The organism is Micromonospora sp. LOL_023, assembly GCF_048060115.1.
Lineage (GTDB): Bacteria > Actinomycetota > Actinomycetes > Mycobacteriales > Micromonosporaceae > Micromonospora_E.
The window spans coordinates 89,955-112,008 of record NZ_JBHMIM010000016.1 but is presented as its reverse complement, the minus strand read 5'-3'; the positions used below and the strand labels follow the sequence as shown (position 1 = coordinate 112,008).

Here is a 22,054-nt window from a genome sequence, read left to right as displayed (position 1 = left end):
GGCGATTCCCACACATCTTGACCGTTCCGGACACCGCGCCCGGTGATCAGAGCCTTACCCGGAAAGGCTCACTGCCGTCCGCGCAACCAGGGACACTGCGGTCGAGCAGCCCGCGTTCCTTGCGTAGCGGAGTTCACCAGGCGGGCCGGATTCGCTTGTCGACATATTCAAGGTCGGGCCATCCCGCTTGTGGTGTTACGCGAACACCTCGGCGGTCACTTGCCCGGTCTCGTGGTCCTTGCCGGAAATCGACGACCAACTGCCGCCTTCGGCAGTCCATTCCTGATCGGCGAAGCTCACCCGTTTTATGCCGTGCTCGGTAGCGTGCGAAACGAGCCAGTGTGCGTATCGCCAGCCGGCCTGGGCATCGGCGACCGGCACACCGAGCGCGGGCGACTCAAGCGCCAGGAACAGGGTCTCGAGATTGCCCCAGTCCAGTCGCATGCCATCGGTCAGCGCGGTCATCGCCTCCGCGCCGCGCAGTACCGGATCACGGCTCACTGTGCAGGCGACCGCCCCCGTCGCTTCGCCGAGCAGCGCTGCGGTCAGCACCTGTGACTCGTCGGACCACTTCTCGTACGCCTCGGGGAATGCCGACCGCTGGACCGCTTGCGCCGCGTCGGTGACCCGCATGTCCTGCCAGCCGTCGACCCGCTCCAGCCCGGCGTAGAACGCGTTGGTGGCGTACCGGGTGTCCTGGATCTCCTCCGCTGTGCCCCAGCCCTGGCTGGGTCGCTGCTGGAACAACCCGACCGAGTCCCGGTCACCGCCGGCGAGGTTGCGCAACTTGGATTCCTGGAATCCGGTGGCCAACGCCACCACCACCGCACGCGGTGGCAGCCCACGCTGGGTCCCGATGGCCGCGATCGTCGCGGCGTTCGCCATCTGCTCCGGGTCCAGCGACACCCGCCGCAACTGGTCGGCACCGGCACCGGGCATGCTCTGCGGCAACTCGACCGTGCACCCCCGCGATGCCCCTGGCAGCGAGAAGTCGCCGATCCACCGCCCGAGGCCAACCCCACCGAGTAGGGCGAGCGCCGCCAGCACGGCGACCAACCCCAGCAACGTCCGAGCCCGCACCATCACCCTCCCCGCCAAGCTACTGGGACCTTTGGTACACCAGAGACAGATGTGCCGTCCAGCCACGGCCGTCCCGTTGCCCCGGCCAGTCCGGACACCCCCACTCAGGGCACGGGTACCCACGCTGGATCGCGCTTCTCCCGGAAGGCCAGAACACCTTCCCGGCCCTCCGCCGACAGGAAGTAGCCGGTCGAGAGCTCACGGAGTTCCCCGACCTCGGTCCGGAGGTCATCGGCCGGCACCCGGCGAATCAGCTGCTTGGCGCCGGCGAGAGCGCCCGGTGCGCCCCGCACCAGCGCCGCGCACATCTCGGCCACGGTCGGATCCAACTTGTCGGCGGCGACCGCCGCGGTGACCAGCCCGAACCGCTCCGCCAGCGCCCCGTCGAACAACTCCCCGGTGAGGTACAGCCGGGCGGCGGCCCGGGGCTGCAGTCTGCGGAGCACGGTGGCGGAGATCACCGCGGGCACCACACCTAGGCGGACCTCGGTGAACGCGAATGTCGCCGCCGCGTCGCAGATCGCGATGTCGGCGGCGGCGATCAGACCCAGGCCGCCTGCCCGGGCCGGGCCGCCGACCCGGGCGACGACCGGCTTCGGGCAGTCCCAGACCGCCGCCAGCACGTCACCGAGCAGGCGGACCGGCACCTGTCGTGACGCGTACGCCGCGGCGGTCTCCGCGAGGTCGGCGCCGGAGCAGAAGACCGGCCCGGTGTGGGTCAGCACCACCACCCGTACAGCTGGATCCGCCACCGCGGCGGCCAGTCCGTCGAGCAGCTGCGTCATCAACGGGGTGGACAGCGCGTTGCGGTTGCCCGGGCTGTCCAGGGTCAAGGTGGCGATCCCGCCGGCGGTGGCGGTGTGAATCAGCGGCGCGGCACCGAGGAGATGATCGTCGGCGGGTGTGGACCTGGTGGCTTGTGGCTCATCCATGCGGGCACACTAGCCGCATGCCTGGAGCACTACCCGCCGGTGCGCCGGTACCTGTGGACGGAGCGTTGCCGCCGTCCGCCCTCGCCGCCGTCGGTCGGCACGGCTTCGGGGTGTACCTGCACGTGCCGTTCTGCGCGGCACGCTGCGGATACTGCGATTTCAACACCTACACGCCAGCGGAACTCGGGGGCAGCGCGCCGACCGGGCAGTACGTGGAAGCGGTGTTGGCCGAGCTCGACCTCGCCGCCAAGGTCCTGACCGACCGGCCGCCACGGCGGGTGGACACCGTCTTCGTCGGCGGCGGGACACCGAGCCTGCTGCCCGCCGACGACCTGGCCCGACTCCTCGCCGCGATCGACGCGACCTGGGGACTGGCCCCGGACGCCGAGGTCACCACCGAGGCGAATCCGGAGTCGGTCGACCCGACGTCGCTGCAGGCCCTGCGGCGGGCCGGTTACACCAGGATCTCGCTCGGGATGCAGTCGACGGCTTCGGGCGTACTCGCGGTGTTGGACCGCCGGCACGCACCGGGCCGGGCCGTCGCGGCCGCGTGGGAGGCGCGCGACGCCGGCTTCGCGCACGTCAACCTCGACCTGATCTACGGTACGCCGGGGGAGTCCGCCGACGACTTCGCCGCCTCGCTGGACGCGGTACTGGCAGCCGGGGCGGATCACGTCAGCGCGTACTCGCTGATCGTGGAGGACAGCACCCGCCTGGCGGCGCGGATGCGCCGGGGTGAGCTGCCCTACCCGGACGACGACGAGGCGGCCGACCGTTACCTTGCCGCCGAGGCGGTCCTCACCGCTGGCGGATTCGGCTGGTACGAGGTCTCCAACTGGGCGGCGTCGGAGGCCGCCCGATGCCGGCACAACCTGCTCTACTGGACCGGCGGCGACTGGTGGGGGCTCGGGCCCGGTGCGCACAGCCACGTCGGCGGGGTCCGCTGGTGGAACGTGAAGCACCCGACGGAGTACGCGCGGCGGCTGGCGGCCGGGCGGTCGCCGGGCCATGGCAGGGAGTTGCTCACCGACGCCGAACAGTTGGTCGAGGACGTGATGCTGCGGCTGCGGCTGTCCAGCGGGCTGCCGCTGACCCGGCTGGCCGCCGGAGGTCGGGCCGCCGCCGGGCGGGCGGGCCTCGACGGGCTGCTCGATGCCGCGGCGCTCGACGCCGGGCGTGCGGTGCTGACGTTGCGCGGCCGGCTGCTGGCCGACGCGGTCGTGCGGGATCTGCTTGCCTGACCTGCTGCCGGGGCCTGATCTGCCGTTCGGCCGGGATGCCCCGGGTCCCGACGGGACCCGGGGCATCAGTGTCACTTGATGAAGTTCGCCGACATCGGGTACTTGTACAGCTGGCCCTCGTTGGCCTTCACACCTGCGATGACGCCGAAGATGATCTGGATCGCGAAGACGACGAGGCTGGGGATGAAGAGCAGGCACCAGCTGACGAACAGCATCACGAAGGCGATGCCCGACCAGAGGATCTGGAAGTTCAGCGCGGCCAGCGCGTGCGCCCGAACCGCCGGCGACTGCTGGCCCTTGGCCAGGTAGGCGATCAGCGGGCCGACGAAGCCGAGTGGCCCGAAGCTGATGAACGCGCCGACCGCGCCACCGAAGTGGGCGAGCAGCGACCAGGTCTTCTCGTCGTTGTTGGCGTAGCCGGGTGCGGGTGGACCTCCGTACGCCGGACCGCCTGGGGGGTAACCCCCGGGCGGTGGATAGCCGCCGGGCGGTGGGTAACTCCCGCCACCGGGCGGCGGGTTGTATCCGGGAGAGGAGGCCTCGCCCGGCATCGAGTAGGACGCTGGAGGTGGGGGCGGAGAGGTGGGGTCCGACGGTGTGCCGCCGAAGCCGCTGTCTCCTGGTGGGCGAGGTGGTTCAGTCATGCCCGTCACGGTAGGGGGACGGATCAACCCGTGCCAGCTAGCCCCGCCGACGATTTTACCGGCCGGGTAGCTGATCTTCGCTGCCCAGCCGGGCTGGGGTCAACGCCAGCCGGCTGGATTCCGCGCCACTGGTTTGCGAGCAATAGTGGCATTCGCGGCCTCCATGGGCGGAACCGATCGTCGCAACCTCGCCGTCGGGGACGTATGCTGGCACTCACAATCGACGAGTGCCAGCACCCGGGTCGGCCCGTCGTCGACCTCGACCCGAGCGGTCGACCACGGCGGTCGACCGACATCGGTCAGCTGGCTGCCGACATCGGAGGGGGTGAGATGGGTCTCGACGACCGCAAGCTCGACGTACTCCGGGCAATTGTCGAGGACTACGTCGCGACCCAGGAGCCGGTGGGCAGCAAAGCCCTCGTCGAGCGGCACCAACTCGGCGTCTCGTCGGCTACCGTCCGTAATGATATGGCTGTGCTGGAGGACGAGGGCTACATCCGCCAGCCGCACACCAGTGCGGGTCGGGTGCCGACCGACCGTGGGTACCGACTGTTCGTCGACCGGCTCTCCCGGGTCAAGGCGCTGAGCCCCGCCGAGCGCCGGGCGATCGAGCGGTTTCTGGCCGGGGCGGTCGACCTGGACGACGTGGTACACCGCACGGTGCGGCTGCTGGCCCAACTGACCCGGCAGGTGGCCGTCGTGCAGTATCCGAGCCTGTCCCGGTCGTCCGTACGTCATCTGGAGCTGGTGCCCATCTCGACGACCCGGCTGATGCTGGTCCTGATCGTCGACACCGGCCGGGTGGAGCAGCGGCTCGTCGAGTTGCCGGGGCCGATCAGCCCGGAGGACGTGACGGACCTGCGCCGGCTGGCGAACGAGAAGCTCGACGGGTGTCGGTTGTCCGACACCCCGCCGCTGGTCCAGGCACTGGTCGAGGAGGCGCCGCCGGCCCTGCGACCGGCGATGACCACGCTGTCGACGGTGCTGTTGGAGACGCTGGTCGAGCGACATGAGGAGCGCATCGCGCTGGCGGGGACGGCTAACCTGACCAGAGGGGGACTGCTCGACTTCCAGGGCTCCCTGCGTCCGATACTGGAGGCACTGGAGGAGGAGGTCATCCTGCTCAAGCTGATCGGTGAGGTCGAGCCGAGCACGCTTCGGGTGCGCATCGGTGACGAAAACGAGATTGACAACCTACGGGCCGCCTCCGTGGTCAGTACCGGTTACGGACCAGGGGTGACCATCGTCGGGGGCCTTGGAGTACTCGGCCCGACCCGGATGGACTACCCCGGCACGATCGCCACGGTCCGCGCCGTGGCACGCTACGTCGGCGATCTGCTGGCGCAGAACTGACCGGCGATCAGGGAAACGACCCGGCGAACTGCACATGCGAGACTGACACATGAGGACACCAGACGCAGTGGCCAAGGACTATTACGGGATTCTCGGCGTGAGCCGGGACGCCTCGGCTGACGACATCAAGCGGGCCTATCGCAAGCTGGCCCGGCAGTACCACCCGGACGTCAATCCGGACCCGGCGGCAGCCGACAAGTTCAAGGACATCAACGCCGCGTACGAGGTGCTCTCCGACGACCAGAAGCGGCAGATCGTCGACCTCGGCGGCGACCCGCTCGCGCCGGGCGGCGGTCCGGGCGGTGGTCCCGGCGGAGCCGGACCATTCGTCGGCTTTCAGGACATCATGGACGCCTTCTTCGGGGCCGCCGCTGGATCGCGCGGGCCCCGTTCGCGTACCCGGCCGGGCGCCGACGCCATCCTGCGCCTCGAACTCGACCTGACCGAGACCGCGTTCGGCGTCGAGGCGCCGATCACCGTCGACACAGCGGTCATCTGCACCACCTGCACCGGCGCCGGCACCAGCGCCGGAACCCATTTGGCGACCTGCGAGGCGTGTGGCGGCCGAGGCGAGGTCCAGTCGGTCCAGCGGACCTTCCTCGGCCAGGTCGTCTCGTCCCGGCCCTGCGTCGCGTGCCAGGGTTACGGCACGGTCATCCCGCATCCCTGTGCGACCTGCGCTGGCGACGGCCGGGTCCGTACCCGCCGGTCGCTGACCGTCAAGATCCCCGCCGGGGTCGAGGACGGCATGCGGATCCGGCTGGCCCAGCAGGGCGAGGTCGGCCCGGGCGGTGGCACCGCCGGGGATCTGTACGTCGAGATCCACGAGCGGCCACACGACGTCTACTCCCGCAAGGGCGACGACCTGCACTGCCGGGTCACCGTGCCGATGACTGCGGCGGCCCTGGGCACCCGGCTGACCATCCGCACGCTGGACAGCGACGAGCCGGTCGACGTCAAGCCGGGCACCCAGCCCGGTGCCACGCTGCGGCTGCGCGGCCGTGGCGTACCGCACCTGCGCGGCACCGGCCGCGGTGACCTGTACGTGCACCTGGACGTGCGTACCCCGACCAAGCTCAGCGACGAGCAGGAGCGCACCCTGCGCGAGTTCGCCAAGGCGCGCGGGGAGGAGGTCGCCGAGCTGTCCAAGCAGGGCGGCTTCTTCTCCCGGATGCGTGACGCGTTCAACGGACACGGCTGACCCAGGGCGGCCGAGTGCCGACCGACGCGGGATCTGACCAGACGTGAGCGCGCCGTTGTTCGTCGTCGAGCGGTTGCCGGCCGGCCCGACCTACACCCTCGACGGGCCGGAGGGACGGCACGCCGCGACCGTCACCCGTCTGCGGGCGGGCGAGTCGGTGCTGCTCGCCGACGGGTGCGGCGGCATCGCACACGCCGTCGTGGCGCAGGCCGGCCGGCACAGCCTCGATCTCCGGATCGTCCACATCGACTTCACGGCCGCCGCCGACCCCCGGCTGGTCGTCGTCCAGGGCGTCGCCAAGGGCGACCGGGGCGAGCTGGCGGTGCAGGCGATGACCGAGGTCGGCGTGGACGAGATCGTGCCGTGGGCGGCGATCAGATCGGTGACCCGTTGGCGCGACGACCGTGGCGTCCGGTCGCGGCAGCGTTGGGTGAGCACCGCCCGCGAGGCGGCCAAGCAGGCCCGCCGGGCGTGGCTGCCGGCGATCGGCGGATCGGACCAGACACCCGCCGAGTCGACCGCGGCGGTGGCCGCCCGACTGTCCGCCGCGACTGCGGCCTTCGTACTGCACGAGTCGGCGGAGCAGCGGCTGGCCGGGGCCGAACTGCCGGAGACCGGATCGGTGCTGCTCGTGGTGGGCCCGGAAGGCGGCATCGACGACTCGGAGCTGGCCGCGTTCACCGCCGCCGGCGCCCGGGTGGTCCGACTCGGCGAGCAGGTGCTGCGGACCTCCACGGCGGGGGTAGCCGCGCTCGCGGTGCTCTGCGCACGTCTGGGCCGCTGGTAGCCGTCTCGCACCGACTGGCCGATACCATCCATGACGTGAGTGACAACTGTGTCTTCTGCCGGATCGCCGCCGGCGAACTGCCGACCACCCTGGTGCACGAGAGCCGACACACCGTCGCCTTCCGGGATCTCCACCCGCAGGCACCGACCCATGTGCTGGTCATCCCGAAAGCCCACCACACCGACGTCGCGGCGCTGGCAGCGGCGGACCCGGCGGCGGCCGGGGAGGTGCTGGTCACCGCAGCTGCGGTGGCGCGGGCCGAAGGGCTCGCGGCGGACGGATTCCGACTGATCTTCAACACCGGCCGGTACGCCGGTCAGGAAGTCTTCCACGTGCACGCCCACGTGCTCGGCGGCGCGCCACTCGGTCCGATGCTGTCCCACTGACGCTCCCCGCCGGCGGCGGAAATGGAGCCGGTGCGTCCAGCGTTGACCAGATACGATGGGTGCAATCCGCTCGTCGCGGCCATCCCGGTCGTGGCGCTGAGATGGAAGCAGGTGCGAAAGGCCGTCAGGCCGACCCATGACCGGCACTCCACCGCCCGGGCAGGCCCGGGTGCAGACCAGGATCACCGTTCCGGACCCGCAGATCATGGTCAACCTGCTTGGCGCAGGCGACGAGATCCTGCGGTTGGTCGAGCAGTCCGTCACCAGCGACGTGCACGTGCGCGGCAACGAGATCACCATCACGGGCGTCCCCTCGGACAACGCGGTGGCCGAGCGCCTCTTCGGCGAGCTACTCGAGTTGATCGCCAAGGGCGAGACCCTGACGACCGACGCGGTCCGCCGTACCGTCGGCATGCTGGCACAGGGTGGCACCGAACGCCCAGCCGACGTGCTGACCCTCAACATCCTTTCCCGTCGGGGCCGGACGATCCGGCCCAAGACCCTGGGCCAGAAGCGGTACGTGGACGCGATCGACGCGCACACCATCGTCTTCGGTATCGGTCCCGCCGGCACCGGCAAGACCTATCTCGCAATGGCCAAGGCGGTGCAGGCGCTGCAGGCCAAGCAGGTCAACCGGATCATCCTGACCAGGCCGGCGGTCGAGGCCGGCGAGCGGCTCGGCTTCCTTCCCGGCACGCTGTTCGAGAAGATCGATCCGTACCTGCGACCGCTCTACGACGCGCTGCACGACATGCTCGACCCCGACTCCATCCCGAAACTGATGGCAGCCGGCACCATCGAGGTCGCGCCGTTGGCGTACATGCGTGGGCGCACGCTCAACGACGCCTTCATCATTCTCGACGAGGCGCAGAACACCACCGCCGAGCAGATGAAGATGTTCCTGACCCGGCTCGGCTTCAACTCCCGGATCGTTGTCACCGGTGACATCACCCAGGTCGACCTGCCCGGCGGCACCACCAGTGGGCTGCGGACGGTGCGGGACATCCTCACCGGCCTGGACGACGTGCACTTCGCCCAACTGTCCAGCACCGACGTGGTGCGGCACCGACTGGTCAGCGACATCGTCGACGCGTACGCCCGCTGGGACGCCGACCGTGAGGCACAGCAGAATCAGGGCGTCCACGCGGTCCAGGGCCGGACCGCCCACGGCGGTGGCCGGGCCAACCGGCGCCGATAGAGCCTCAGGAGAGACACGTGTCCATCGAGATCGCCAACGAGTCCGGAGTCGACGTCGACACCGACGCGGTGCTCGCCGTCGCCCGTCACGCGCTGGACGAGATGGGCGTCAACCCGCTCGCTGAGCTGTCGGTGCTCCTCGTCGACCAGGACTACATGGCGGAGCTCAACCACCGGTGGATGGGTGGCGACGGCCCGACCGACGTGCTCGCCTTCCCGATGGACGAAGGCAGCGTCGATCACGGCCCGGGTGAGGCCAGCGCGGGGGAGCCGGGGCTGCTGGGCGACATCGTCCTCTGCCCGGAGGTGGCCGCCAAGCAGGCCGCCACCGCCGGGCACGCGGCCGCCGACGAGTTGCATCTGCTCACCGTGCACGGGGTGCTGCACCTGCTCGGCTATGACCATGCCGAGCCGGACGAGGAACGTGAGATGTTCGAACTGCAGGCTCGCCTGCTCTACAGCTGGAAGGAAGCCCGGGCCAAGTGAACCCCGGCCATATGTCCGGCACCCCGTTGGCCGCCCTCGGCGGCGCGGCGGGGCTGCCGGACCTGCAGTTGTTGTTCATCGCGGCCGCACTCGTGGTGCTGGCCGGGATCATCGCCATGACCGAGGCGGCGCTGGTCGTCGTCTCGCCGGCCCGGGCCGTCGAGATGGCCCGCGACGGCAGCCGCAGCGCCCGCGCGTTGCAGTCGGTGGCCGCGGACGCCGTACGGCATCTGAACCTGTTGCTCCTGCTCCGCCTGCTCTGCGAGTTGACCGCCACCACCCTGGTTGCGTTGGTCGCCGTCGACACCTTCGGCGCCGGCTGGACGGCCGCCCTGGTGACCGCCGGTGCGATGACGGTGGTGAGCTTCGTGGTGGTCGGCGTCGGCCCACGGACGGTCGGACGGCAACACGCGTTCGTGGTGGCCCGGGCGACCGCGCCGCTGGTCCGTGGCCTCGGCCGGGCGTTGAACCCGTTGGCGTCCCTGCTGATTCTGATCGGCAACGCGGTCACCCCCGGCAAGGGCTTCCGGGAAGGCCCGTTCGCCACCCAGATCGAGCTCCGTGAGCTCGTCGACCTGGCTGAGCAACGTGGCGTGGTCGAGCACGGCGAGCGGCAGATGATCCATTCGGTCTTCGCGCTCGGTGACACCATCGCCCGGGAGGTGATGGTGCCGCGTACCGAGATGGTGTGGATCGAGCGCCACAAGACGTCACGGCAGGCCCTGGCGCTGTTCATCCGGTCGGGTTTCTCCCGGATTCCGGTGATCGGCGAGAACGTCGACGACGTGGTCGGGATCATCTACCTCAAGGACGTCGTCCGCCTCGCGCAGGCGGCGGGGTCGTGGGGCGACGACACGCCCGTGGCCGACGTGATGCGTCCGGCGACCTTCGTGCCGGAGTCGAAGCCGGTGGACGACCTGCTCTCCGAGATGCAGGCCGCCCGTACCCATCTGGTGGTGGTCGTCGACGAGTACGGCGGCACCGGTGGTCTGGTCACCATCGAGGACATCCTCGAGGAGATCGTCGGCGAGATCACCGACGAGTACGATGTCGAGCGGCCACCGGTCGAGCGGCTCGACGACGGCCGGGTACGGGTGACCGCCCGGCTGCCGGTCGAGGACCTCGGCGAGCTGTTCGACGTCGAAGTGTCCGACGACGAGGTCGAAACGGTCGGCGGGCTGATGGCACACCTGCTCGGGCGGGTCCCGATCCCGGGGGCTGAGGTCACCGTCGCTGGTCTGCAACTGATCGCCGAGGGCACCACCGGCCGGCGAAACCGGGTGGACACCGTGCTGGTCACCCCGGTCGGTGTCCGGCCGGCGGAGCCGACCGGCCACGGCCACCCCGACCAGGACGACCGCCGGTCCGCCGGAAACGACACATCAAAGGAAAGGCAGCACGCCGATGCCTGAGTCGCCGACCGCTTCCGCTTCCGCCGGGGCGGATCCCACGGCACCGCTCAGCGCCGAGGACGCCAAGCTGGTGGTGCTCGCGCGAGGAGCGCGGGCCCGGATCAGCGCGGTGGAGGGCGCCGCCGTGCGCGACCAGGACGGCCGGACCTACGCGGGCGCGAACGTCACGCTGCCGTCGCTGACCCTGACCGCGCTGCAGTTGGCGGTGGCGTCGGCGGTCGCGTCCGGTGCGACCCGGCTGGAGGCGGCCGCCGTGGTCACCGAGGCATCCACCCTGGACGGCGCCGGCCACGCGGTGGTACGCGACCTGGCGGTCGACGCGCCGGTGCACGTCGCCGCCCCGGACGGCACGCTGCTCGGCACGGTGCGCCAGTGAGTTCCCGTAGGTCGTCGCCGTCGCGAGGGTTGATGCCCGTCGACGGCACCCAGCCGGGGTTCCGGGCCGGCTTCGCCTGCTTCGTCGGGCGGCCCAACGCCGGCAAGTCCACGCTGACGAACGCGATCATCGGTCAGAAGATCGCGATCACCTCCAGCAAGCCGCAGACCACCCGGCACGTGATCCGTGGCGTGCTGCACCGCCCGCGGTCGCAGGTCGTGCTGGTCGACACGCCGGGGCTGCACCGCCCCCGGACGTTGCTCGGTGAACGCCTCAACGACCTGGTCCGGCAGACCTGGAGCGAGGTCGACGTGATCGGCCTGTGCATTCCCGCCGACGAGGCGATCGGCCGTGGTGACCGGTTCATCACCGCCGAGATCGCCGACCTCAAGGCGACCGTGCTGGCCGTGGTGACCAAGACCGACCTGGTCGACCGGGGCCGCCTGGCCGAGCAGTTGCTGGCGGTCAGCGAGTTGGGCGACTTCACGGAGGTGGTGCCGGTCAGCGCGGCCACCGGCCACCAGGTGGAGACGCTGGTCGACGTGATCGCCAAGTACCTGCCGGAATCACCCCGGCTCTACCCGGACGACATGCTCACCGACGAGCCCGAGCAGGTGCTGATCGGTGAGCTGATCCGGGAAGCCGCCCTGGAAGGGGTCCGGGACGAGCTGCCGCACTCGATCGCGGTGATCGTCGAGGAGATGGTGCAGGAGGACTCGCTGATCCGGATCTACGCCGACATCTACGTCGAACGGTCGAGCCAGAAGGCGATCGTGATCGGTGCGGGCGGGAGCCGGCTGCGCGACGTCGGTACCCGGTCGAGGCGGGAGATCGAGCAGCTGCTGGACAGTCGGGTCTACCTGGATCTGCACGTGCGGGTGGCCAAGGACTGGCAGCGCGACCCCCGGCAACTGCGCAAACTGGGATTCTGAGACAGGACAGCCGGGCACGGGCGCGCAGCCGACGACGCTCGGAGCTGCCCGACCCGGTGGCGTCACCGTTGAGCGATGGTGATGCTTCCGCTGCCGGTTTCGGCGTCGATCAGGTGTTCGCCGTCGGCGTCGTGCGGTAGCTGTACGTCGGAGTGGCCGGAACCGGTCCGGGTCCGCACCTGGTAGCTGCCGGACGGGACGGCGATGTGGACCGAGCCGCTGCCGGCCTGTGCCTGGACTGGACCTGCGCTGTCCAGCGACAGTGTCACGCTGCCCGATCCGGCCGTCGCCGCGACACCCTGGCCGCCCAACTCGCGTCCCTCGACGGAGCCGGAACCGGTGGTCAGCGTGACCGGCCCGGCAGCCCTGGCCACCGTGATGCCGCCGGAACCGGTCTGCGCGGTCACCGCACCGTCGGCGCCGTCGACGGTGACGCCGCCGGAACCTACCTTCATCGACACCGACGCCACGTCGAACAGCGCCACTTGTCCGGAGCCGTTCTCGCCGCGTACCGACACCCCCGGTGGGGCATCGATGTCGTACGACACGCTGCATCGCCACCCGCAGTCGATCTTCAACTCCAGCACCGTGCCGACGACCCGGTAGGTGGTGCCCGGTTCGTCGCGTCGGTAACGCACCGTCCGGTGGATCTCGACAGTCTCCGCCGGCCGGGTACGCACCAGCAGGTCACCGCTGCCGGGCGAGACGATGTTGATCTCGGTGATCGGGGCGGTCTCGGTGTGTCGGAAGTCGAGCCGGTGTTCACCGATCGGGCCGCAGCCGGCAGAACCGGCGAGTAGTGCAGCCGCGGCGAGCAGCGTGACAGCCGTACGGGGGAGTGCCATGTGTCCGACGCTACGGGCGTCGGCCGGGTCGCACATCCGGCGCCTTCACCGAGCGGTCCCCGATCACGACCCTGAGATCGGGTCAGGGTCGGGTCGCCGGGTCCGGCAGGGGCCGGCAGCGTCGCCGGACGGGCAGCGTCGCCGGGTCGCCGTACCGCCGGGTCGGGGCACGCGGGACAATGGCCCGATGCCCGGTTACCGCCGCCAGCTCTACCGCGACGACGCGGTGGTGCTGCGTGTGCAGAAACTGGGCGAGTCCGACCGGATCATCACCCTGCTGACCCGTCGACACGGCCGGATGCGGGCGGTTGCCCGCGGCGTACGCCGGACCACGTCGCGCTTCGGTGCCCGGCTGGAGCCGTTCGGCCACGTCGACCTGCAGCTCGCCGGCAACCCGGACGGCCCGGGTAGTTCGCTGCACACGGTCAGCCAGGTCGAAGGACTGCACCTGTACGGCAAGCGGTTCCTCACCGACTACCCGCGCTACACGGCGGCCAGCGCGATCGCCGAGACCGCCGAGCGGCTCACCCCGATGGAGCGGGAACCGTCCCTGCAGCTCTTCCAGCTCACCCTCGGGGCGTTGCGCGCGTTGGCCGACGGGGAGCACGCCAGCACGCTGGTGCTCGACGCCTACCTGCTGCGCGGCATGGCGTTCGCCGGCTGGGCCCCGGCGTTGACCGACTGCGCGGTGTGCGGCACCCGGGGCCGGCACCGGGCGTTCTCCGTACCGGCCGGGGGTTGTGTCTGCCCGGACTGCCGACCGCCCGGCGCGGCCCATCCGGCGCCGGCCACCATCGACCTGATGGCCGCCCTGGCCGGCGGCGACTGGCGGGTCGCGGACGGCTCGGAGCCGGCCGTCCGCCGGGAGTGCAGCGGGCTTGTGGCGGCGCACCTGCAGTGGCACCTGGAGCGCGCGCTACGCTCGCTGCCGCTGGTCGACCGCCGTTCCCCAGGAGACTGATCATGACCAAGGGCAGGGGCCTGCGCCCGCCGGTGGCACCAACGCCACATCCGTCCGGTGCCCGCCCGCCGACGTTGCCCAAGCAGGTGCTGCCCCGGCACGTGGCGATCGTCATGGACGGCAACGGCCGCTGGGCCAAGGACCGGGGGCTGCCGCGGACCAAGGGTCACGAGCAGGGTGAGTCCTCACTGTTCGACACCATCGAGGGCGCGATCGAGCTGGGCATCCCGTATCTGACCGCCTACGCGTTCTCCACCGAGAACTGGCGGCGTTCACCGGAGGAGGTCCGGTTCCTGATGGGCTTCAACCGGGACGTCATCCGCCGTCGTCGCGACCAGCTGGTCGACCTCGGGGTACGGGTGGTGTGGTCCGGCCGTGCCGGCCGGCTCTGGAAGAGCGTGATCTCCGAACTGCAGACCGCCGAGGAGATGTCGCGGCACAACAGCACGCTCACCCTTCAGTTCTGCGTCAACTACGGCGGCCAGGCGGAGATCGCCGACGCGGCGGCGGCGATCGCCAGGGAGGTGGCGGCCGGCAAGGTGGATCCGGATCGGATCAACGAGAAGGTGCTCGCCCGGTACCTCTACCATCCCGAGGTGCCCGAGGTGGATCTGTTCCTGCGGCCCTCCGGCGAGCAGCGGACCTCGAACTTCATGCTCTGGCAGTCGGCCTACGCGGAGCTGGTCTTCCTGGACACGCTCTGGCCAGACTTCGACCGGCGACACCTGTGGTACGCCTGTGAGCTGTACGCACAGCGGGACCGCCGGTTCGGCGGCGCGCTGCCCAACCCGGTCGCCCCGCAGACCTGACCGGACCCGGTGCGAGCCGACGGTTTGCCGGACGTCGGCGGTTCAAGATCTGTGCGTACGGCGAGCCCGGTTAATCGGGTGCGTACGGTGAGCCTGGGCGCTAGCCTGGCTGTCATGCGCTGATGACGCCATTTCTCCGGTGCCGCGACTCCCGCAGTGGGGTTGCCGTCGATCCGTGCCGCGCGCCTCTGCGCGCCGGCCGGAATCTGCACCGCGGGCGTCACCGCACACCGCCGGACCGTTGCGCTGCAACGGAACCCGTAGGTACGCAACCGGCGCCCGCCTCCACCGCTCTCCCGCCACCGCCACGGCTTGCGTGGTGGTCCCGCAGCCAGGAGGTTCCGGATGCCCGAACGATCAGAACAAGATGCGAAGGAAGCCGGCTTCACCGTGCCTGACCTCGCCGTGCCCGAATTCACGCTGCCCGACGTCGAGTTGCCCGCCGCTGCGCCCCGCCCGGTCAGGTCGGCACCCAGCACTGGCCCGCAGTCGGGTGGATCCCGCCGGGGCCGGGCGGGCGGCCGCGATCAACGGGTTGGTGGGGGCCGTAACTACCAGTTCCGGCGCAGCTGAGCGGCTGCGTCCGGGGAGCCGATCCGGTGGCGGGATGGTGATCCCGCCACCGGATCACGGTTGAGCCGCCACCGGATCACGGTTGAGCCGCCACCGGATCGCGTGCGAACAGCCGGCGACGTTGAGCCTCGTCGAGGTGAACAGTGCCGCACCGCCTTCCGGATCCGCTGATCTTGCTGCTAGCTTCTTGCCATAGTTTGGCAAGAGCAATCGAGTAGCGGATCGGGGTGGGTGTGATGGTGGCGGCCACCCTGCTGGCAGGTCGGAGCGACCTGCTCGGCCTCTGTGCGCAGCGGCGCCGGACCGGGATCTGGTTGCTGGCGCTGACCGTCGGGCTGATCGTGACCGGGGTGGTGGCGGTCGGGTCCGGGGCGATCGGGATCGCGCCGACGACCGTGGCCCGGATCATCGGCCACCACCTCGTCGGGGTGCCCGCCCAGGTCAGTTGGACGGTTCCCGAGCAGGCCATCGTCTGGCAGGTCCGACTGCCCCGGGTGTTGCTCGGCATGCTCGTCGGTGCCGGACTCGCCGTGTGCGGGGTGGCGTTGCAGGCCATGGTCCGCAACGTGCTGGCCGACCCGTACCTGCTCGGAATCAACTCCGGCGCCTCCAGCGGCGCGGCCGCGGCCATCCTGTTCGGCGCCGGTGCCGGCTTTGGTCAGTACGCCCTGTCCACCAGCGCCTTCCTCGGTGCGCTCGCGGCGTCGCTGCTGGTCTTCCTGATCGCACGCAGCGGCGGCCGGGTCACCTCGATCAGACTGCTGTTGTCCGGCGTCGCGGTCGGCTACACGCTCTACGCCACCACCAGCTTCCTGATCTTCGCCTCCGGCTCCGCCGAAGGCGCCCGATCGGTGATGTTCTGGCTGCTCGGCTCGCTCGGGCTGGCCCGCTGGAACGCCCTGCTGGCAGTCGCCGCGGTGGTGCTGATCGGCATGATCGGCTACCTGACGATCGTCGGGCGGCGCCTCGACGTGCTGGCGATCGGCGACGAGACCGCACAGACCATCGGTGTGTCACCCGACCGGTTCCGGCTGCGCCTGCTGGTGATCGTCTCGCTCAGCGTCGGTGTGCTGGTCTCCGCCGCCGGCAGCATCGGATTCGTCGGCCTCGTCGTCCCGCATCTGGCCCGACGGATCGTCGGCGCACCGCACGTACGGGTGGTGCCGGTGGCCGCGTTGCTGGGAGCGATCCTGCTGGTCTGGGCCGACGTGGTCGCCCGGGTCCTGCTGGCACCGCAGGAGATTCCGATCGGCATCATCACCGCGCTGCTCGGTGCGCCGTTCCTGCTGGTCCTGATCCGTCGCCTGCACTCCAACTCCGCCTGACCCCGATCCGTCCGATCTGTCAAGGGAGCGACGATGAAGCCATTGCGTACCGCCATCGCCGTGGCGGTGTCCGCCGCGATGCTGCTCACCGCCAGCTGCGGTGGCGGCGGCACCGACGACGGGGCGGCCGCGGCGGCGGGGCAGGGCTATCCGCTGACCATCACCAACTGCGGCGTCGACGTCACCTTCGAGGCCGCGCCGCAGCGGGTCGTGCTGCTCAAGAGCGCGGCCGTGCCGTACCTGCACGCGCTCGGCGTGCTGGACCGGGTCACCGCCCGGGCCGGGCAGTACCCGGCGGAGTACTACGACGAGGCGACCCTCGCCGAGCTGGACCGGATCGCGTTGCTGACCGACAAAACCGACACCAGCGGTCACCTGCAGATCTCCAAGGAAGTGGTGATCAGCCAACAGCCGGACCTGGTGCTCGGCGAGGTGGACAACCTCTCCCGGGACACGCTGTCGGCGGTGGACATCCCGCTGCTCGAGGAGCCGGCGATGTGCCCGGGAAGCACGACGGTGCCGACCTTCGACGACATCTACGCCCAGCTGCGGACCTACGGCGAGGTGTTCGATCGGGCCGACGAGGCGGCAGCGGCGGTCACCGCGCTTGAAGAGCGGATGGCGCAGGTGCGGGCCCAGGCCGGGGCGGGCACCGGCCGTACGGCGGCAGTGCTGTACCCGACCGTCGGCGGCGGCGTCACCTACGCGTACGGCACCGCCAGCATGGCGCACCCGCAGTTGGAGGCGGCCGGGTTCCGCAACGTCTTCGACGACGTACCGGAACGGGTCTTCGAAGTCACCGTGGAGGAACTGCTCGGCCGCGACCCCGAGGTGCTGATCCTGCTGTACAGCGACGGCGACCCGGTCGCCGTCGAACAGGGCCTGACCGGGCTGCCCGGGGCGGAGAACCTGGCCGCCGTACGCAACGGCGACGTGCTGACCCAGCTGTTCAACTTCACCGAGCCGCCGACACCGCTATCCGTCGACGGACTCGAACGGATCGTGCGGCACTTCCAGGCCGAGTCGTGATCACCGCGACCGAGGTCTCCTGGCGCTACGGCGCCAACCCGGTGATCGACGGGGTCAGCGTGACCGCCCGGCCCGGTCGGGTCCTCGGATTGATCGGCCCGAACGGCAGCGGTAAGACGACTCTGCTGCGCCTGCTCCACGGCGCCCTGCGCAGCGGCGGTGCCGGGCGCAGTAGCGGTGCCGGGCGCAGTAGCGGTGCCGGGCGCAGTAGCGGTCCTGGTCGGAGCGGTGGGGCCGGGCGGGTCGTGGTGGACGGGGACGAGCTGACCGGTCTGCCGTCGCGGGAGGTCGCCCGCCGGCTGGCCGTGGTGGTGCAGGAGGCCGGCGGCACCGACACCGCGTTGACCGTGGCCGAGCTGGTGCTGCTGGGCCGGGGCCCGCACCTGTCGACGTTCCAGCGCACCAGCCGGGCCGACCACGAGATCGTGGCCCGCTGCCTGGCCCGGGTCGGTGCCGCCCACCTGGGTGCCCGCGCGTTCGCCGGGCTGTCCGGCGGCGAACGCCAACGGGTGCTGATCGCCCGCGCTCTCGCCCAGCAGGCCACCCATCTGCTGCTCGACGAGCCGACCAACCATCTGGACATCCGCTACCAGCACGAGGTCCTGCAGCTGGTACGGGATCTCGGCACCTGCTCCATCGTCGTACTGCACGACCTGAACCTGGCCGCCCGCTACTGCGACGACCTGGTGCTGCTCGGCGAGGGCCAGGTAGCGGCCGCCGGCAGCACGGATGAGGTGCTCGACCCGGCGGTGCTCGAACCGGTCTACGGGATCGGCATCCGGCGGCTGGACCTCGACGGTGCCATTCACCTGCTGTTCCGCCCACACGAGGTCACCCAGGAAAGGACTGCGGCATGACGGCCGTACAGGATCGGATCAACGCGTACTGGACCGGCCGGGCCCCGGCTACGTCGCGGACGTGCAGCGCCCCGGGCGCTTCGCCGCCGACCAGCAGGCCTGGTCACAGGTCTGGGCGACGGCACTGCCGCCGGCTCCGCTGGACGTGCTCGACGTCGGCACCGGCACCGGCACCGGACAGGCGGCCATCGTGCTGGCCGGCCTCGGCTCCCGGGTCACCGGCATCGACCTGTCCGAGGGAATGCTGCAGCGGGCCCGCCACCACGCCGCCGCGATGCCCAACGGCCCGGTCATCGCGTATGGCGACGCCGTGTCCCCGGACTTCCCGGCGGCCAGCTTCGACGCGGTGACCAGCCGCTACCTGATGTGGACGCTGCGGGAGCCGCAGGTCGCCGTGGCCAACTGGGTACGCCTGCTCCGCCCCGGCGGCACCGTCGCCGTGGTCGACAGCACCTGGTTCCCAGACGGGCTGGACAACGCCTCGGAGAACTTCGCCGACCACTACGACAATGCGGTCCGGTCGGCGCTGCCGCTGGCCACCGTGAAGTCCATCGACCAGACCGTGGCGGTGCTGGAGTGGGCCGGTCTGCGTGATGTCACGGCGTACCGCTGACCTCGATCTACGAACTCAATCAACGGTTCGGCGTGGCACCCGACCACGAGCTCAAACTGCAGTACATCGTCACCGGTCGTCGATGACGGTCGCGGCTCGCTAGGGGTGACGGGTCAGCGGAGTCCGTCCCCTCATCCGGCCCGTTCCAGATGGAAGCAGCTCGACGGTTGCCTCCAGCGACTCAGGATCCTCTGCCGAGATCAGCACCACTACTCGCGGCCGTTGCGCCTTATGCGAACGCGGCGATGTCGGCGGCGCCGGAGCCGGATGGCGGTCCGCGTCTTCGACATCCGCTACGGCCCGGACGACGCCGATTCCCCGGTGGTCGGCATCCTCGCCACGATCACCTCGGCCGGGCGGGACGGGCGGATGGCCGCGATCGGCGTCTACAAGAGTGCCCTGACCCGCTTCGGTGTGGTGCAGCGCCGGCAGCCATTCAACGGCGTCAACCATCCCCACTCGTAGAGAAGTCAAAGAGGATCATGGATATCTGCGCGTTGACGAGCGTGGCGGTACTCGGTTCCTCGCCGGGTTGTTCTCATTCCGAGTCAAGAGCCGCTGGTGCCCTCGGTGCGGCGAGCTGACCACAACCCCACCGCCCGCGAGGTGACGCTGACACACCCTATTTTCGCGTTTTAAGGTGCGTCAGCGTCACCTCGCGACTCCGGATAGGTGAGGCTGGATAGGTAAGGCGTACGGTCAGTGCTTGTCGGCGCAGCAGGGGGTCGGGTCGGGCAGTTCGAACGGCCCGATCCGCCGCCCTGACCCGACCGGAGTGGCGATCAACGTGAGGACTCGGTTGATCCACTGCGGCCGGACGAAGTCCCGGGTCTGCACCGGCGTCTCCGGCTCCGGGTCGACTCCGCCGAGCATGATGACCCGCTCGATCGCGCTGAACTCGAGTAGCTCCGCGACGGTGAGTGTGCCGACCAGACGGTCGACCCCGGGGTAGCGGACTGCCCGCCCGGACCGGCCGGCCCGGTGCTCGGCAGCGGCGAGCTCCGCCGCCGGGATTAGATCGGCCGGGGTGGCAGGCAGGTCGGGCAGCCCGTCGGGGGCGGCCAGGCTGATCGCCACGTGTGGCCTCGGCGTCCGCACCAGATGGGTGCAGGCGACGAGGTTGGGCAGGTCGGCCACGCCGACGACGTCGTGCAGCCAGTGTTCGGCGGCGGCGTCGTCGGCATGCCCCAGGCTCACTCCAGTAATCATCATGGCGGTGGCGGTGGCGGTCAGGACGGCAGGACCCAGATCGGGTTGCCGTAGAACCACAGGTCCAGCCACGGGTCGGCGTCACCGAGCACGTCCATCGCCGGGCCGGCCGGGTCGACGGCCGCGCCCATCAGACCGGGCGCGCCGCGCTTGCCGTCGGTGCCACGGACCCGGACATACATCGGCCGGTCCACCCGGCCCAGCGGGTAGCTGAACGACACCCGCTTGCGGCCCGGCTGCACCTCGAACGAGGCGGCGACCCGGGTGGTCGGCGCGGTGAAGTTGTCCGGGTCGGTGACCGGCCCGGTCACGTCGCTGACGATCAGGTCCACCCGGGCCAACTGCGGCACGAACTGCGCCCAGTTCGGCATGGTGGCCAGGTCGATGTTTAGGGTCACCACGACCGACGTACCACTCTTGACCTTCAGCGTGCCGCCGAGGGTGGCGCCGGCGCCGGGGCGCTGGTCGCCCTGCCGGCGGACCCGCATGTCCAGGCCGCCGATCAGACCACCGTGGTCCACCCAGACCCGGCCGGCCCGGATCGCGTCCATCACGGCCCGGTAGCCGAACGACTGCGCGCCGACGTGGGTGCGGCTGTACTGGCCCGGCCAGAAGTCACCGGCGGTGGTGATCAGCGGACCGTACACCGGGTCGTCGTACCGGCCGTTGGCGTTGAAGTCGCTGTTCGGCCCGCGCATCGAGGTACCGAGGTAGTTGACGTGCGAGTCGGAGTTGGCGCTGATCCACCACGGCTTGCCCTCGGCGAGCAGGCTGTCCCACAGCCCGCCGACGGTGGCGGTCATCCAGTCGAAGCCGCCCCAGGTGCGGTAGCTTTCCAGCGGGTAGCCGGGGAACGACGCCGCCGACGGGCTGCCCTCGTAGTAGCCGCGACCGCGACCGGGGCCGTTCGGGGCGGGCAGGCTGGAAGCCTGGTGCCCGGGCGCGCCTTCCATACCGACGGCCACCGTCGGATCGGCGTCGCGCCAGGCCCGGATCTCGTGCGGCGAGTCGACGCCCCGCCGGGACGGGTGGTTGGCCAGGAACAGCGCACCACCGATCCGACGGTTACGGACCTCTTCGGCGAGGAACTTGATGCCGGCGACGGCGAGCGCCTCGTTGGCCGGGCTCGGGCCGCTGGTGCCGTTCACCGAGCCGTCGTAGTCGGTCTCGAACTGCTTGAGTACGGCGACCTCGTTCTCACCGGGCTGAACGAAGACGGTGCCGTGCTCGGCGGAGGGGATGTTCCACTCCAGACCCTGGTAGATCAGCAGGTCCTTGATCTCCCGGCGGGTCGCGACGATGTCCGGGTTGACCTTCTCCACCCCGATCCGGGCGTGGGTGTCGCCGCCGTGGTCGGTGATGACGATCCAGTCCAGGCCGTACGCGCGGGCGTGCCTGGCCTGGTCGGCCACCCGGTACATGGCGTCGGAGCTGTACTGGGTGTGGATGTGGTGGTCGCCGGCCAGCCAGACGAACTCGCCGTCGTTGGCCTGGCCGCCGGCTGCGGCGGCGCTGTCGCCAGCCGGTGCCGCGTGCGCGGCGTGCCCGCCGGCCAGCACCGACGCGGCCGCGCCGGCACCGAGCAGCCCGGCGCCGCGCAGGAAGGCACGCCGGGACGCCTCGGTCGGGGCGAGTTCGGCGGTCGGCACCGACATGTCGAGCGCCGCCGGGACGTCGGCACCGGCCGACGTGTGCTCGTGGTCGTGGTGGTGGTGTCCCATCCGTGTTCCCGCCTTCCAGATCAACTTTGTCGTGGTCAATCTCGTGGAGGTGGGGAAACGGCAGGCGACCAGCCGTCGTCCGGTC

The 22,054-nt window shown here is 70.7% G+C and carries 24 protein-coding genes; 18 read left to right on the top strand and 6 right to left on the bottom strand.

The window, feature by feature from the left end; genetic code table 11:
- Nucleotides 1-195: 195 nt before the first annotated feature.
- Together ACFHVL_RS11530 and ACFHVL_RS11525 are read right to left on the bottom strand one after the other, a co-directional pair.
- A complete protein-coding gene (locus ACFHVL_RS11530; protein ID WP_416627622.1) occupies nucleotides 196-1,086 on the bottom strand; it encodes a hypothetical protein in 891 nt (296 codons plus the stop codon).
- A 98-nt stretch (nucleotides 1,087-1,184) separates the two neighbouring features.
- Complete coding sequence (locus tag ACFHVL_RS11525) at nucleotides 1,185-2,012, bottom strand: enoyl-CoA hydratase-related protein (RefSeq protein WP_416627621.1); 828 nt, start codon at nucleotides 2,010-2,012, stop codon at nucleotides 1,185-1,187.
- A gap of 17 nt (nucleotides 2,013-2,029) precedes the next feature.
- Between ACFHVL_RS11525 and hemW the strand changes: the two genes are divergently transcribed.
- The gene (hemW, locus tag ACFHVL_RS11520) at nucleotides 2,030-3,253 is read left to right on the top strand and encodes a radical SAM family heme chaperone HemW (RefSeq protein WP_416627620.1); all 1,224 of its coding nucleotides are present in this window, start codon (nucleotides 2,030-2,032) and stop codon (nucleotides 3,251-3,253) included.
- Between the two features lie 71 nt (nucleotides 3,254-3,324).
- Here the strand turns inward: hemW and ACFHVL_RS11515 are convergent, their stop codons facing one another.
- Nucleotides 3,325-3,897, bottom strand: coding sequence for a DUF4870 domain-containing protein (locus tag ACFHVL_RS11515; RefSeq protein ID WP_416627619.1), 573 nt, complete (start codon nucleotides 3,895-3,897; stop codon nucleotides 3,325-3,327).
- Between the two features lie 330 nt (nucleotides 3,898-4,227).
- Between ACFHVL_RS11515 and hrcA the strand changes: the two genes are divergently transcribed.
- From hrcA to era, 9 genes are all read left to right on the top strand, one after another.
- Nucleotides 4,228-5,250: a heat-inducible transcriptional repressor HrcA gene (hrcA, locus tag ACFHVL_RS11510; protein WP_416627618.1), complete on the top strand. Its 1,023-nt coding sequence runs from the start codon at nucleotides 4,228-4,230 to the stop codon at nucleotides 5,248-5,250.
- 67 nt (nucleotides 5,251-5,317) lie between these two features.
- Nucleotides 5,318-6,451 carry a molecular chaperone DnaJ gene (gene dnaJ, locus ACFHVL_RS11505; RefSeq protein ID WP_416627617.1) on the top strand — a complete coding sequence of 378 codons (1,134 nt, stop codon included), beginning with the start codon at nucleotides 5,318-5,320 and terminating at the stop codon, nucleotides 6,449-6,451.
- Nucleotides 6,452-6,494: 43 nt separating this feature from the next.
- Nucleotides 6,495-7,238: a 16S rRNA (uracil(1498)-N(3))-methyltransferase gene (locus ACFHVL_RS11500; protein ID WP_416627616.1), complete on the top strand. Its 744-nt coding sequence runs from the start codon at nucleotides 6,495-6,497 to the stop codon at nucleotides 7,236-7,238.
- 35 nt (nucleotides 7,239-7,273) lie between these two features.
- A complete protein-coding gene (locus ACFHVL_RS11495) occupies nucleotides 7,274-7,624 on the top strand; it encodes a histidine triad nucleotide-binding protein (RefSeq protein ID WP_416627615.1) in 351 nt (116 codons plus the stop codon).
- A 136-nt stretch (nucleotides 7,625-7,760) separates the two neighbouring features.
- The gene (locus ACFHVL_RS11490) at nucleotides 7,761-8,822 is read left to right on the top strand and encodes a PhoH family protein (protein ID WP_416627614.1); all 1,062 of its coding nucleotides are present in this window, start codon (nucleotides 7,761-7,763) and stop codon (nucleotides 8,820-8,822) included.
- Between the two features lie 17 nt (nucleotides 8,823-8,839).
- A complete protein-coding gene (gene ybeY / locus ACFHVL_RS11485) occupies nucleotides 8,840-9,307 on the top strand; it encodes an rRNA maturation RNase YbeY (RefSeq protein ID WP_326552451.1) in 468 nt (155 codons plus the stop codon).
- A gap of 11 nt (nucleotides 9,308-9,318) precedes the next feature.
- The gene (locus ACFHVL_RS11480) at nucleotides 9,319-10,719 is read left to right on the top strand and encodes a hemolysin family protein (protein WP_416627629.1); all 1,401 of its coding nucleotides are present in this window, start codon (nucleotides 9,319-9,321) and stop codon (nucleotides 10,717-10,719) included.
- Nucleotides 10,712-11,095 carry a cytidine deaminase gene (locus tag ACFHVL_RS11475; protein ID WP_416627613.1) on the top strand — a complete coding sequence of 128 codons (384 nt, stop codon included), beginning with the start codon at nucleotides 10,712-10,714 and terminating at the stop codon, nucleotides 11,093-11,095. Before ACFHVL_RS11480 ends, ACFHVL_RS11475 begins: the two co-directional genes overlap by 8 nt.
- Nucleotides 11,096-11,127: 32 nt before the next feature.
- Nucleotides 11,128-12,027, top strand: coding sequence for a GTPase Era (gene era, locus ACFHVL_RS11470; RefSeq protein WP_416627628.1), 900 nt, complete (start codon nucleotides 11,128-11,130; stop codon nucleotides 12,025-12,027).
- Between the two features lie 62 nt (nucleotides 12,028-12,089).
- On the opposite strand, the gene ACFHVL_RS11465 is transcribed toward era, so the two are convergent.
- Nucleotides 12,090-12,872, bottom strand: coding sequence for a DUF4097 family beta strand repeat-containing protein (locus tag ACFHVL_RS11465; RefSeq protein ID WP_416627612.1), 783 nt, complete (start codon nucleotides 12,870-12,872; stop codon nucleotides 12,090-12,092).
- Between the two features lie 187 nt (nucleotides 12,873-13,059).
- Here ACFHVL_RS11465 and recO point away from each other — a divergent pair, with 187 nt between their 5' ends.
- The 8 genes from recO (at nucleotide 13,060) to ACFHVL_RS11425 (ending at nucleotide 19,504) form a co-directional block, all read left to right on the top strand.
- Complete coding sequence (recO, locus tag ACFHVL_RS11460; RefSeq protein WP_416627611.1) at nucleotides 13,060-13,833, top strand: DNA repair protein RecO; 774 nt, start codon at nucleotides 13,060-13,062, stop codon at nucleotides 13,831-13,833.
- A gap of 2 nt (nucleotides 13,834-13,835) precedes the next feature.
- Nucleotides 13,836-14,642, top strand: coding sequence for an isoprenyl transferase (locus ACFHVL_RS11455; RefSeq protein WP_416627610.1), 807 nt, complete (start codon nucleotides 13,836-13,838; stop codon nucleotides 14,640-14,642).
- A gap of 345 nt (nucleotides 14,643-14,987) precedes the next feature.
- Nucleotides 14,988-15,215, top strand: a complete 228-nt coding sequence (locus ACFHVL_RS11450) for a hypothetical protein (protein WP_416627609.1) — start codon at nucleotides 14,988-14,990, stop codon at nucleotides 15,213-15,215.
- A gap of 236 nt (nucleotides 15,216-15,451) precedes the next feature.
- Nucleotides 15,452-16,540, top strand: a complete 1,089-nt coding sequence (locus tag ACFHVL_RS11445; RefSeq protein ID WP_416627608.1) for a FecCD family ABC transporter permease — start codon at nucleotides 15,452-15,454, stop codon at nucleotides 16,538-16,540.
- Between the two features lie 33 nt (nucleotides 16,541-16,573).
- Nucleotides 16,574-17,569 (top strand): ABC transporter substrate-binding protein, encoded by a 996-nt coding sequence (locus ACFHVL_RS11440; protein WP_416627607.1) that lies wholly within the window; start codon nucleotides 16,574-16,576, stop codon nucleotides 17,567-17,569.
- Nucleotides 17,566-18,426 carry an ABC transporter ATP-binding protein gene (locus tag ACFHVL_RS11435; protein ID WP_416627606.1) on the top strand — a complete coding sequence of 287 codons (861 nt, stop codon included), beginning with the start codon at nucleotides 17,566-17,568 and terminating at the stop codon, nucleotides 18,424-18,426. Before ACFHVL_RS11440 ends, ACFHVL_RS11435 begins: the two co-directional genes overlap by 4 nt.
- A 61-nt stretch (nucleotides 18,427-18,487) precedes the next feature.
- Entirely contained in the window at nucleotides 18,488-19,039 is a 552-nt protein-coding gene (locus ACFHVL_RS11430; protein WP_416627605.1) for a class I SAM-dependent methyltransferase, read from the top strand.
- 267 nt (nucleotides 19,040-19,306) lie between these two features.
- A complete protein-coding gene (locus ACFHVL_RS11425; RefSeq protein ID WP_416627604.1) occupies nucleotides 19,307-19,504 on the top strand; it encodes a hypothetical protein in 198 nt (65 codons plus the stop codon).
- Nucleotides 19,505-19,738: 234 nt separating this feature from the next.
- On the opposite strand, the gene ACFHVL_RS11420 is transcribed toward ACFHVL_RS11425, so the two are convergent.
- Entirely contained in the window at nucleotides 19,739-20,236 is a 498-nt protein-coding gene (locus tag ACFHVL_RS11420) for a hypothetical protein (RefSeq protein ID WP_416627603.1), read from the bottom strand.
- Nucleotides 20,237-20,268: 32 nt separating this feature from the next.
- Entirely contained in the window at nucleotides 20,269-21,969 is a 1,701-nt protein-coding gene (locus ACFHVL_RS11415) for a PHP domain-containing protein (protein ID WP_416627602.1), read from the bottom strand.
- Nucleotides 21,970-22,054: the final 85 nt, after the last annotated feature.

Coding starts and splice junctions, on each gene's coding strand:
- ACFHVL_RS11525 (WP_416627621.1), bottom strand. CDS start 2,012: ATGGATGAGCCACAAGCCACCAGGTCCACACCCGCCGACGATCATCTC.
- hemW (WP_416627620.1), top strand. CDS start 2,030: ATGCCTGGAGCACTACCCGCCGGTGCGCCGGTACCTGTGGACGGAGCG.
- ACFHVL_RS11515 (WP_416627619.1), bottom strand. CDS start 3,897: ATGACTGAACCACCTCGCCCACCAGGAGACAGCGGCTTCGGCGGCACA.
- hrcA (WP_416627618.1), top strand. CDS start 4,228: ATGGGTCTCGACGACCGCAAGCTCGACGTACTCCGGGCAATTGTCGAG.
- ACFHVL_RS11490 (WP_416627614.1), top strand. CDS start 7,761: ATGACCGGCACTCCACCGCCCGGGCAGGCCCGGGTGCAGACCAGGATC.
- ACFHVL_RS11480 (WP_416627629.1), top strand. CDS start 9,319: ATGTCCGGCACCCCGTTGGCCGCCCTCGGCGGCGCGGCGGGGCTGCCG.
- ACFHVL_RS11475 (WP_416627613.1), top strand. CDS start 10,712: ATGCCTGAGTCGCCGACCGCTTCCGCTTCCGCCGGGGCGGATCCCACG.
- era (WP_416627628.1), top strand. CDS start 11,128: ATGCCCGTCGACGGCACCCAGCCGGGGTTCCGGGCCGGCTTCGCCTGC.
- ACFHVL_RS11465 (WP_416627612.1), bottom strand. CDS start 12,872: ATGGCACTCCCCCGTACGGCTGTCACGCTGCTCGCCGCGGCTGCACTA.
- recO (WP_416627611.1), top strand. CDS start 13,060: ATGCCCGGTTACCGCCGCCAGCTCTACCGCGACGACGCGGTGGTGCTG.
- ACFHVL_RS11455 (WP_416627610.1), top strand. CDS start 13,836: ATGACCAAGGGCAGGGGCCTGCGCCCGCCGGTGGCACCAACGCCACAT.
- ACFHVL_RS11450 (WP_416627609.1), top strand. CDS start 14,988: ATGCCCGAACGATCAGAACAAGATGCGAAGGAAGCCGGCTTCACCGTG.
- ACFHVL_RS11445 (WP_416627608.1), top strand. CDS start 15,452: ATGGTGGCGGCCACCCTGCTGGCAGGTCGGAGCGACCTGCTCGGCCTC.
- ACFHVL_RS11440 (WP_416627607.1), top strand. CDS start 16,574: ATGAAGCCATTGCGTACCGCCATCGCCGTGGCGGTGTCCGCCGCGATG.
- ACFHVL_RS11425 (WP_416627604.1), top strand. CDS start 19,307: ATGGCGGTCCGCGTCTTCGACATCCGCTACGGCCCGGACGACGCCGAT.
- ACFHVL_RS11415 (WP_416627602.1), bottom strand. CDS start 21,969: ATGGGACACCACCACCACGACCACGAGCACACGTCGGCCGGTGCCGAC.